Consider the following 11040-nt stretch of genomic DNA (forward strand, 5'->3'; position numbering starts at 1 on the left):
GGCCCCGCCCTCGTCGCGAAAGCCCTCCGCCGTGTCCGCTCCCGCCCTCCCGTCTCCCGGCGCCCCCGCGCAGAAGCGCCCGAGCACGCTGCAGACCCTGCTGCGCCTCGTCCCCTTCGTCGGCGACTCCCTGCCCCGGCTGGTCGGCGGCATCGCGGTCGCGCTCGTGGCGAGCCTGGTGTCGCTGGTCATCCCGATCGTCCTGCAGCAGCTCGTCGACGGGCCGCTGGGGGACGGAGCGGCCTCCGCCGGCTCCGGCGACCTCGGGCCGCTGATCGGCCCGGTCGCCGTCATCCTCGTGCTCGGCGTCGTCGAGGCCGGTGCCATCGCGCTGCGCCGCCGGATGGTCCTCACCCCCAGCACGCGGATCGAGGCGCGCATGCGCTCGGCGCTCTACAGCCGCCTGCAGGACCTCCCCGTCTCGTTCCACGACCGCTGGCAGAGCGGGCAGCTCCTGTCGCGGGCGATGAGCGACCTCAGCCTCATCCGCCGCTGGATCGCCTTCGGCTTCGTCCTGCTCGTGGTCAACGCGCTGACGATCGTCGTCGGCTTCGGCGTCCTCGTCTACTGGAACCCGATCCTCGGCGTGCTCTTCGTCGTGTGCTCGATCCCGGTCTGGATCTACGGGTTCGCGTTCGAGAAGCGCTACTCGAGCATCGCGCGCCGCAGCCAGGACCAGGCGGGCGACCTCGCCACGACCGTCGAGCAGTCGGTGCACGGCATCCGCGTCCTCAAGGCCTTCGGCCGCCACCAGCACGCGCTGGAGAACTTCGCCGGCCAGGCCGAGAAGCTCCGCGGCACCGAGATCGACAAGGCCCGCGCCATCGCCGGGATCTGGTTCGTCCTGCTGCTGGTGCCGGACATCGCGTTCGCGCTCTGCCTGCTCGGCGGGGTCTGGCTCGCCGCGGCCGGCCAGCTGAGCGTCGGCGAGCTGTTCGCCTTCTTCGCCACCGCGACCGTGCTGCGCTGGCCGGTGGAGTCGATCGGCTTCCTCCTCTCGATGACCTTCGACACCCGCACGGCGGTCGACCGCTACTTCGAGGTGATGGACAGCCGGAACACCATCACCGACCCGGAGGACCCCGAGACGATCCTCGAGCCGCGCGGTCGGGTCCGCTTCCGCGACGTCCACTTCCGCTACCAGGACGCCCCCGAGCGCTACCGCGACCTCCTCGACGGCGTCGACCTCGAGGTCGAGCCGGGCGAGACGATGGCACTGGTCGGCATCACCGGGTCCGGGAAGACGACGCTCACCGCGCTGCTCCCGCGCCTCTACGACGTGACCGGCGGCGCCATCGAGCTCGACGGCGTCGACATCCGCCGGCTCCGCCGCGACGAGCTGCGCACGCACGTCGGCATGGCGTTCGAGGACGCGACGCTCTTCTCCACCAGCGTGCGCGAGAACGTCCTCCTCGGCCGACCCGACGGGACCGAGGAGGAGCTGCTCGAGGCCCTCGAGATCGCGCAGGCCGACTTCGTCCACCGCCTCCCCGAGGGCCTGGACACGAAGGTGGGCGAGGAGGGGATGAGCCTCTCCGGCGGCCAGCGCCAGCGCCTGGCCCTCGCCCGCGCGGTGGCCGCGCGTCCGGCGGTGCTCGTCCTCGACGACCCGCTCTCGGCGCTCGACGTCGACACGGAGGCGCGCGTCGAGGCGGGGCTGCGCCGCGTGCTCGGCGACACCACGGCGATCATCGTCGCCCACCGCCCCTCGACGGTGGCGCTCGCCGATCGCGTGGCACTGATGGAGGAGGGCCGCATCACCGCGGTCGGCACCCACAGCGAGCTGCTCGCGAGCAGCCCGCACTACCGCTTCGTCATCTCGAGCCTCGAGGAGGACGAGCTGACCCGGCCCGCCGGGACCCAGCGCATCGGCTCCCGCCCCACGACGACCCACCAGGAGACGCGATCATGAGCACGCTCGGTTCCTCCGAGGAGCGCGACGACCTCAGCAGAGCGGAGTCGGCGGCTCTGCGCCGGCGCTCGCTGCGGCTGCTCGGCTCCCTGCTGCGGCCGCTCCGGCTGCGGCTGGTGCTCACCGCGGTCGTGGTCGTCGTCGCGACCGCTGCCCAGGTCGCGGGACCGGCGCTGATCGCGGCGGGCATCGACAACGGCCTGCCCGCGGTCCTCGCGGGGAACGCGGTCCCGCTGGCGGTCACGGTCGGCGCCTACATCCTCACCGGACTCGTCGGCGCGCTCCTGGTCGCCTGGTACACCGTGCTCTCCGCGCGGGTGAGCCAGGCGATCCTGATCGACCTGCGCAAGCGGGTCTTCCTGCACACCCAGAAGCTGAGCCTGGAGTTCCACGAGAACTACACCTCCGGCCGGATCATCTCGCGCCAGACCAGCGACCTCGACTCCATCCGCGAGCTGCTCGACTCCGGCATCAACCAGCTGGTGCAGGGTGCGCTCTACATGGGCTTCGTCGCGATCGCCCTCGTCTCCCTGGACGGCGTGAGCGGCATCGTGCTCGCCTGCGCCCTGGTGCCGCTCGCGCTGCTCACCCGCTGGTTCCAGAAGCGGTCGCAGGCGCTGTTCCGCGGCACCCGAGTCGCCTCGTCGCGGCTCATCGTGCAGTTCGTGGAGTCGATGACCGGCATCCGCGCCGTGCAGACTTTCCGCACGCAGAAGCGCAACGAGTCCGTGTTCGGCGGGGTCGTCGAGCAGTACCGGCTCGCCTACAAGCGCGTCTTCGGGGTGTTCGGCACCTTCGACCCCGGGCTCGTGCTGATCGGCAACGTCACCGTCGCCGTGGTGCTGTTCATCGGCGGCGTCCGCGTGCTCGACGGCGGGCTCGAGATCGGCGCGCTGCTGGCGGTCCTGCTCTACACCCGGCGCTTCTTCGACCCGGTGCAGGAGATGGCCATGTTCTACAACTCCTACCAGTCGGCGGCCGCCGCGCTCGAGAAGATCTCGGGCGTGCTGGCCGAGGAGCCGAGCGTCCCGGATCCGGCCCGCCCGGTCGACCTGCGGCAGGCGCGGGGCCGCCTCGGCTTCGAGGGCGTCCGCTTCGCCTACACCGCCGACCGCGAGGTGCTGCCGCGCTTCGACCTCGACATCCCCGCCGGGCAGACCATCGCCCTCGTCGGGTCCACGGGCGCCGGCAAGACGACGCTCGCCAAGCTGATCTCGCGCTTCTACGACCCGAGCGACGGCGTGGTGACCCTCGACGGCGTGGACCTGCGGCAGCTGCACCCGAAGGACCTGCGGCGCGCGATCGTGATGGTCACCCAGGAGGCGTACCTCTTCTCCGGATCCGTCGCCGACAACATCGCGATCGGGCGGCCGACCGCGTCCTACGACGAGATCGTCCGGGCCGCGGAGGCGGTCGGCGCGCACGAGTTCATCCAGGCGCTGCCGGACGGCTACGACACCGACGTGAACAAGCGCGGCGGCCGCGTCTCGGCCGGTCAGCGCCAGCTGATCTCGTTCGCCCGCGCGTTCCTGGCCGACCCGGCGGTGCTGATCCTGGACGAGGCGACCTCCTCCCTCGACATCCCGAGCGAGCGCCTGGTGCAGCAGGGCCTGCAGACGCTATTGGCGGACCGCACGGCGGTCATCATCGCGCACCGCCTCTCGACGGTCGCGATCGCCGACCGGGTGCTGGTGATGGAGCACGGCCGCATCCTCGAGGACGGCACCCCGGAGGCGCTCATCGCCGGCGAGGGCCGCTTCGCCACCCTGCACGCGGCCTGGCGGGACTCGCTCGTCTGATCGGCTGCTGCTCGCGACTCACGTCCCGGAGCCGCTCCCGGCTCAGGGGCGCCAGCGGGCGCTGCGCACGTCGACGCGCCAGCCGCCCGGCGTGACGACGAGGGGCGTGCCCTCGCGCTCGTACTCCCGGCGGGCGCGCTCCTCGTGGCCGACCGGGGGCGCTCCTCCCGCGCGGACGACGCGCCACCAGGCGGTGTCGGAGCCGTAGCGGGCCATCACCGTGCCGACCGCGCGTGCCGCACGCGTGCCGAGGACCGCGGCGATCTCGCCGTAGGCCATCACGCGGCCGCGCGGGATCGAGGCGACCACCTCGAGGACGGCGGAGACGAAGTCGGCCGGCTCCGCTGCCTCCGGCGCCGCGCTCAGAGCGTCAGCGCCCCGATGTTCTCGCCGTACTGCGTCTCGCCGACGACCTCGAAGCCGATCCAGCGGAAGAACTGCTCCGGGCCGTCCTCGCCGGACTCCCAGATCACCGTGAGGGTGTCGAAGCCGCGGGCGCGCGCCTCGTCGGCGGTGGCGCGGACGGCGAAGGTGCCCACGCCGCGGCCCTGCTTCGCCGCGTCGATGTTGATGCGCCAGATGCAGCTGCGGAACTCCTCCGCCGCCTCCGGGTCGAAGTGCGCGTGGATGAAGCCGACCAGCTCGTCGCCGTCCATCACGGCCCGCTGCCAGGAGGCGCCCGGGTCGATCACCGCGGCGGCGGCGGAGTAGGAGACCGGCGCGATGAACTGCTCCTGGCCGGGTTTGAGGCTCAGACCGTTCACGGCGGAGATGTTCGAGGCGGACAGCTCTTCCAGGCGGAGGTCACTCATGCCGTCACTGTACCGGCGGCGCAGGACGGCGGGCATCCTCCTGTCGGGCGACGTGCACCGGCCCCGGCGCGGACGATCGAGAACTGTCTCGACATCGAGACAGTTCGCGCCTCGGGTAGGCTGGCGGAGGCCATCCGGAGCGGTGCAGAGCCGCCCGTCCCGCACAGGTGCGGGGTCATCGACACCATGGGAGAGCAATGTCCAAGATCAAGGTTGAGGGAACGGTCGTCGAGCTCGACGGCGACGAGATGACGCGCATCATCTGGCAGAAGATCAAGGACACCCTCATCCACCCGTACCTCGAGGTGAACCTCGAGTACTACGACCTCGGCATCGAGTACCGCGACGAGACGGACGACCAGGTCACGATCGACGCGGCGCACGCCATCCAGAAGCACGGCGTCGGCGTGAAGTGCGCGACCATCACCCCCGACGAGGCCCGCGTCGAGGAGTTCGGCCTCAAGAAGATGTGGAAGTCGCCCAACGGCACGATCCGCAACATCCTCGGCGGAGTGATCTTCCGCGAGCCCATCATCATCTCGAACATCCCGCGCCTGGTCCCCGGCTGGAACAAGCCGATCATCATCGGCCGCCACGCGTTCGGCGACCAGTACCGCGCCACCGACTTCGTCTTCAAGGGCAAGGGCACGCTGACCGTCGAGTTCACGCCCGAGGACGGCTCCGAGCCGATGAGGTTCGAGGTCTACAAGGCCCCCGACGACGGCATCGCGCAGGTCCAGTACAACCAGGACGCGTCGATCCGCGACTTCGCCCGCTCGTCGCTGAACTACGGCCTCTCGCGCAACTACCCGGTCTACCTCTCCACCAAGAACACGATCCTCAAGGCCTACGACGGCCGCTTCAAGGACATCTTCGAGGAGATCTTCGAGACCGAGTTCAAGGAGCGCTTCGACGCCGCGGGCCTCACCTACGAGCACCGCCTCATCGACGACATGGTCGCCTCGGCCATGAAGTGGGAGGGCGGCTACGTCTGGGCCTGCAAGAACTACGACGGCGACGTCCAGTCCGACACCGTCGCGCAGGGCTTCGGCTCGCTGGGCCTGATGACCTCCGTGCTCTCCACGCCCGACGGCAGCGTCGTCGAGGCGGAGGCGGCGCACGGCACCGTCACGCGCCACTACCGCCAGCACCAGGCCGGCAAGCCCACCTCGACGAACCCGATCGCCTCGATCTACGCCTGGACGCGCGGCCTCGCGCACCGCGGCAAGCTCGACGGCAACCAGGAGCTCATCGACTTCTCGCTCACGCTGGAGGACGTGGTCATCAAGACGGTCGAGTCCGGGAAGATGACGAAGGACCTCGCCCTGCTCGTCGGCCCCGAGCAGGGCTGGCAGACGACCGAGGAGTTCCTCGCGACCCTCGACGAGAACCTGAAGGCCCGCATGTCGGCCTGATTTCCGGCTTCAGCAGACGCGTCCGGCCCGCACGATCCTCGGATCCTGCGGGCCGGACGCGTCTGAGGGCTCGGTGGGACGTGGCCGGGCCGAGCGCCTCAGAGCGCCCGGGCGAGGTCCTCCATCGCGTGGAGCGGATCGGGCCCCGACGGCATCAGCACGACGCTCGACGCACCGGCCTCGTGCAGCAGGCCGATGCGGCGACGAGCGTCCTCGGGAGTGCCCACGACGGCCAGCTGGTCGACCCAGGCGTCGGGCAGGTCGCGGACGAAGGCGGCGCGGTCGGCGCTCTCGGCCCGCAGGCGGGCGAAGTCCTCGGCGAAGGGGAGCGGCTCGATGTGCGGCGCCCAGTCCGGCTCGCCGATCCACTCGAGTCCCGGCCGGACTGCGTCGCGCGCGGCGGCCGCGTCGTCGTCCACGGCGGCCACGTTGTAGGCGACGATCCGCCCGGTGCCGCCGAGGTGGCCGCGGGCCGCCGCGAGGTACTCCGGAGTGACGGGCTCGGCCAGGACGACCCCGTCGGCGATCCGGCCCGCGAGCGCCAGCGACTTCGGTCCACGGACGCCGGCCAGCAGCGGCGGCACGACGGCGGGCGGCGACTCCAGGACGAGGCCGTCCGCGTGCACGTAGCGGCCGGAACGGTCGGTGCGCTCGCCGGAGAGCAGTGAGCGGATCGCGTCGAACTGCTCCTCGAGCAGGGTGAGCGGGCTGCGCGGCCAGACGCCGAGGCCGCGCATCCAGTGCGGCATCCCGTGCCCGATGCCGGCGTGGACGCGGCCGGGGAACAGTTCGGCGAGAGTGCCGAGCTCCATCGCGGTGAAGGCCGCCGTGCGGACGGCGGCGGGCAGGATGCCGATGCCGACGACGATCCGCTCGGTGGCGGCGAGTACCGCGCCGGCCTGGGCGATGCCGCCGCGGAAGCCGAGGTCCTCGACCACCCAGAGCTCGTCGAAGCCGAGCTCCTCGGCGCGGCGGGCGTAGACGAGCACCTCGGAGGCGGGGAGATCGCGGGGGAGCAGGACGCCGACAGCGGTATCGGAGGAGGAGGCGCGCATCCGGCCAGCGTAGGGCGTGCGGACACGCGGAGGGCCCGCCCGCACGATCGCGGACGGGCCCTCGCTCGTCGTCCTATTCGGCGGCCGCCTCGCCGATCCGCACCTGCTCGGGGCGGGCGGTCGAGACGACCTCGATGCGGCGGGGACGCGCCTTCTCGCTGACCGGGATGGTCACCGAGAGCACGCCGTTGTCGGAGGACGCGGCGATGCGCTCGGTGTCGACGCCCTGGCCGAGGCTCAGCTGGCGGACGAAGGTCGCCGACTGGCGCTCCCGGGTGATGCAGGTGACGTCGTCGCCGCTCGCGACGGTGCGCTGGGCACGGATGGTGAGGAGCTGCCCGTCCACGTCGACGTCGACGGACCCCGGGTCGATGCCGGGGAGGTCGGCGGTGAGGACGTAGTGGTCGCCGTCCCGGTACAGGTCGATCGGCATCCGGCGGGGCCCCTGACCGGAGCCGAGGAGGGCGGTGGCGAGGCGGTCCAGCTCGCGGACGGGGTCGTAGGTGACAGCCATGAGATCACTCCATTCAGTCGTGCAACGAAGAGTTCCATGCGTTGAGCCGACCCGGCTCAACGCGAGTAATTTAGCACTCGGGGAGGGGGAGTGCCAACGGATCGGCCCCCTTCAGCGTCAACTTCGTTACCTGTTCGTAACAAAGCTGGGCAATCGAGTTCGTAGGGTCGTTTCTGTGTGGAAACCGATCCGGTTCCCAGCGAATGTGAGTAAGGACATCGATTGCCGATCCACCTGTCCCACCGACCACCCGTCCGCCGCGCTGAGAGGCGCATCCTCGCGGGCCTCGCCGTCCTCGGAGTCGCCGCGACCGCGGCCTTCGCCACCACCGGCGCCAGTGCCGCCCCTCTCGCCGGCAGTGCCTCGCTCGTCGGCGGGCTCTCCGTCGGCCAGAGCTTCGACGACGGCGACTACGTCGTCACCCTCGTCGAGCCCTCCGCGGCCACCTACCAGGGCAGCGATGCCCGCTTCGCCCGCACCGCGCCCGTCGACGGTGCGCAGCTGCAGGCCGCCTCGGCTCCGGTGGAGGACTACTCCGCCCACCTCGAGCAGCGCCAGGAGGACGTCGCCTCCGCGGTCGACGCCGCCATCGGCTACCACTACACCGTCGCCCTCAACGGCTTCTCCGCGACCCTCTCGGGCGAGCAGGCGGGCGAGCTCGCGAGCCGCCGCGACGTCGCCCAGGTCCGCAAGGTCGAGAACCTGAAGGTCGACCGCGCCGCGCAGGCCTCGCCGCTCGCCGCGGCCGCCGCCGGCACCCCGGTGCCCGACACCGGACAGCAGCGCTCCACCGACTTCCTCGGCCTCGAGGGCGAGAACGGCGTCTGGCAGAAGCTGGGCGGCATCGACAAGGCGGGCGAGGGCGTCGTCGTCGGCGTCATCGACTCCGGCATCGCGCCCGAGAACCCCTCCTTCGCAGGCGCGCCCCTGGCGACCTCGCCCGGAGCGGCCCCCTACACGGACGGCACCACCACCTCCTTCGTGAAGTCGGACGGCGGCACCTTCGTCGGCTCCTGCTCGCCGGGGCTCCCCGCCTCCGAGCAGTGGGACGGCGACGAGTGCAACCAGAAGCTCATCGGCGCACGCTGGTTCCTCGCGGACGAGGAGGTCGGCTCGACGGACAACCCCGAGTACCGCTCCCCGCGCGACGCCGACGGACACGGCTCGCACACCGCGAGCACGGCAGCCGGCAACAACGGCGTCGAGGCGAGCGTCGACGGCTACGACTACGGGAAGATCTCCGGAGTCGCCCCGGCCGCCAAGGTCGCCGCGTACAAGGTCTGCTGGAACGGACCCGACGAGGGCACCGACGACGACGACTTCTGCTCCGGAGCGGGCATCCTCGCGGCCATCGACGCCGCGACCAAGGACGGCGTCGACGTCATCAACTTCTCGATCGGCGGCGGCTCGGCCACCTCGACCCTGACCGCGATCGACGAGGCGTTCCTCAACGCCGCCGCCGCGGGCGTCTTCGTCGCGGCCTCGGCCGGCAACTCGGGTGCGGGCGCCTCCACGCTCGACCACGCGTCGCCCTGGTACACCACGGTCGCCGCGTCCTCCATCCCGACCTACACCGCGACCGCCGCTCTCGGCGACGGCCAGAAGTTCGTCGGAGGATCCATCTCGGTCCACGAGGACGTCACCGGACCGCTGGTGAACAGCGCCGACGTCGTCCGCTCGGGCGCCGAGAACCCCGCCATCTGCGAGACCGGCACCCTCGACCCCGACAAGGTGAAGGGCACGATCGTCGCCTGCACCGCGGGCGTCACCGCGCGCGTCTCCAAGTCGGCCGAGGTCGAGCGGGCCGGCGGCATCGGCATGCTGCTGCTCAACCCGACCCCGAACGCCCTGCACGTCGACGACCACTCGGTCCCGAGCATCCAGATCGACTCGCAGGCCTACCAGGCGATCACGACCTACGCCGGCACCGCCGGTGCGACCGTGACCCTCTCCGAGGGCAACTCGTCCGGAGCCTCCATCCCCGTCCCGCAGGTCGCCGGCTTCTCGTCGCGCGGACCCGCTGAGGCGGACGGCGCCGACGTGCTGAAGCCCGACCTCACGGCGCCCGGCGTCGCGATCCTCGCCGACAGCTTCAACGCCGAGGGCGACGACCCCGCCTTCGCGTTCGAGTCCGGCACCTCGATGTCGTCGCCGCACGTGGCGGGCCTCGGCGCGCTGATCCTCGGCGCGACCCCGAAGGCCTCGCCGTCCGCGGTGAAGTCGGCCATGATGACCTCCGCCTACGACAGCGTCGACCAGTCGGGCGCCGCGTCCGAGGACGTCTTCGCCCAGGGCGCCGGACACGTCGACCCTGCCGCGTTCCTCGATCCCGGACTGCTCTACCAGAGCGGCACGGAGGACTGGATCGCGTTCCTCAAGGGTGCGGGCTACGTCTTCACCTCGAACCCGGTGATCGACCCGATCGCCGCGATCGACCCGTCCGACCTCAACCAGGCCTCGATCGCGATCGGCGCCCTCGCGGGCACGCAAACCGTGACCCGCACGGTCACCTCGACCGGCGCGGGCACCTACACCGCCTCGGTCGACGGCCTCGCCGGGATCGACACCGTCGTCTCGCCCTCGACCCTCTCCTTCACGGGTGCGGGCCAGACGGCGGAGTACACGGTCTCCTTCACCACCGGCTCGGCGGCGCTCAACCAGTTCGCCACCGGCTACCTGACCTGGGCGAGCGCGGAGCACGACGTCCGCAGCCCGATCGCGGTGCGCCCCGTCCTGCTGGACGCGCCCTACGAGGTCTCCGGCACCGGCTCGACCGGCACCGGCACGGTGACGGTCACGCCCGGCATCACCGGCGCGCTGCCGCTCACCGCGAGCGGTCTCGCCGAGGGCGTCCTCGCCGAGGACGCCACTGCCGCTGACGGCCACTCGGCGACGCTTCCCACGGGGAAGTCGCTGACGACCACCGTCGTGGTGCCGGAGGGCGCCGAGTTCGCCCGCTTCGATCTCGATTCGCTCGACGACGCGGCCGACCTCGACCTCACCGTCACCAGCGAGAGCACCGACAAGGTCTTCACCTCGGCGACCGGATCGGCCGACGAGCGCGTCGACATCGCCGACCCCGCTCCGGGCGAGTACACGGTCCAGGCCGATGTCTACTCGACCGCTCCGGGATCCTCGACCGTCACGTTCGACTTCCGCAGCTTCGTCATCACTCCGGAGAACGGTCTCGGCTCGCTGAGCACCGACCCCGCCGTGGTCGACGCCGTGCAGGGCGAGCCGATCGCGTACGCGGTCTCCTGGTCGAACCTGGCGGGCCCGGCCCGCTACCTCGGCCGTGTCGCCTACACCGATTCGGGACTCGCGACGCTCGTGAGCGTCGACGTCACCGAGGCGGTCACCCCCACCCCGACGCCGACCGCGACTCCGGAGCCCACGGGCACCCCGGAGCCGACCGCGACGCCGACGGCCGGCCCCACCGCCGGACCGGGGGAGCCCACCTCCACGCCGACCGCCGGACCGGGCGCGCCCGGTCCGGCGGTCGGCGTGGAGGTGGGCTCCCCCGGTCCGGCGGT

General features: G+C 71.7%; 8 protein-coding genes. 4 read left to right on the forward strand and 4 right to left on the reverse strand.

The annotated features are described in order from the left end of the window. Positions 1–31: 31 nt before the first annotated feature. Both C5C63_RS16380 and C5C63_RS16385 read left to right on the forward strand, forming a co-directional pair. Positions 32–1912 carry an ABC transporter ATP-binding protein gene (locus C5C63_RS16380; protein ID WP_104326444.1) on the forward strand — a complete coding sequence of 627 codons (1881 nt, stop codon included), beginning with the start codon at positions 32–34 and terminating at the stop codon, positions 1910–1912. Further along, complete coding sequence (locus C5C63_RS16385; RefSeq protein WP_104326445.1) at positions 1909–3711, forward strand: ABC transporter ATP-binding protein; 1803 nt, start codon at positions 1909–1911, stop codon at positions 3709–3711. Before C5C63_RS16380 ends, C5C63_RS16385 begins: the two co-directional genes overlap by 4 nt. 42 nt (positions 3712–3753) lie before the next feature. Here the strand turns inward: C5C63_RS16385 and C5C63_RS16390 are convergent, their stop codons facing one another. Beyond that, on the reverse strand, positions 3754–4077 hold the full coding sequence (locus C5C63_RS16390) for an MGMT family protein (protein ID WP_104258301.1): 324 nt from the start codon (positions 4075–4077) through the stop codon (positions 3754–3756). Beyond that, positions 4074–4523 carry a GNAT family N-acetyltransferase gene (locus C5C63_RS16395; RefSeq protein WP_104224946.1) on the reverse strand — a complete coding sequence of 150 codons (450 nt, stop codon included), beginning with the start codon at positions 4521–4523 and terminating at the stop codon, positions 4074–4076. Before C5C63_RS16395 ends, C5C63_RS16390 begins: the two co-directional genes overlap by 4 nt. Positions 4524–4720: 197 nt before the next feature. On the opposite strand from C5C63_RS16395, the gene C5C63_RS16400 reads away from it, so the two are divergent. Continuing rightward, on the forward strand, positions 4721–5938 hold the full coding sequence (locus C5C63_RS16400; RefSeq protein WP_104326446.1) for an NADP-dependent isocitrate dehydrogenase: 1218 nt from the start codon (positions 4721–4723) through the stop codon (positions 5936–5938). Positions 5939–6036: 98 nt separating this feature from the next. Here C5C63_RS16400 and C5C63_RS16405 read toward each other — a convergent pair whose 3' ends face one another. After that, entirely contained in the window at positions 6037–6993 is a 957-nt protein-coding gene (locus C5C63_RS16405) for an LLM class flavin-dependent oxidoreductase (protein WP_104326447.1), read from the reverse strand. Between the two features lie 73 nt (positions 6994–7066). Beyond that, positions 7067–7507: an Hsp20/alpha crystallin family protein gene (locus C5C63_RS16410; protein WP_104326448.1), complete on the reverse strand. Its 441-nt coding sequence runs from the start codon at positions 7505–7507 to the stop codon at positions 7067–7069. 222 nt (positions 7508–7729) lie between these two features. On the opposite strand from C5C63_RS16410, the gene C5C63_RS16415 reads away from it, so the two are divergent. After that, positions 7730–11040 (forward strand): S8 family serine peptidase (locus C5C63_RS16415; protein WP_104326449.1); only part of this gene is annotated, 3311 nt, incomplete at its 3' end.

Source organism: Rathayibacter sp. AY1B8 (assembly GCF_002932775.1).
Lineage (GTDB): Bacteria > Actinomycetota > Actinomycetes > Actinomycetales > Microbacteriaceae > Rathayibacter.

Bases quoted from the DNA above. Each gene is read 5' to 3' on its own strand.
- C5C63_RS16385 (WP_104326445.1), top strand. From the start codon at position 1,909: ATGAGCACGCTCGGTTCCTCCGAGGAGCGCGACGACCTCAGCAGAGCG.
- C5C63_RS16395 (WP_104224946.1), bottom strand. From the start codon at position 4,523: ATGAGTGACCTCCGCCTGGAAGAGCTGTCCGCCTCGAACATCTCCGCC.
- C5C63_RS16400 (WP_104326446.1), top strand. From the start codon at position 4,721: ATGTCCAAGATCAAGGTTGAGGGAACGGTCGTCGAGCTCGACGGCGAC.
- C5C63_RS16405 (WP_104326447.1), bottom strand. From the start codon at position 6,993: ATGCGCGCCTCCTCCTCCGATACCGCTGTCGGCGTCCTGCTCCCCCGC.
- C5C63_RS16410 (WP_104326448.1), bottom strand. From the start codon at position 7,507: ATGGCTGTCACCTACGACCCCGTCCGCGAGCTGGACCGCCTCGCCACC.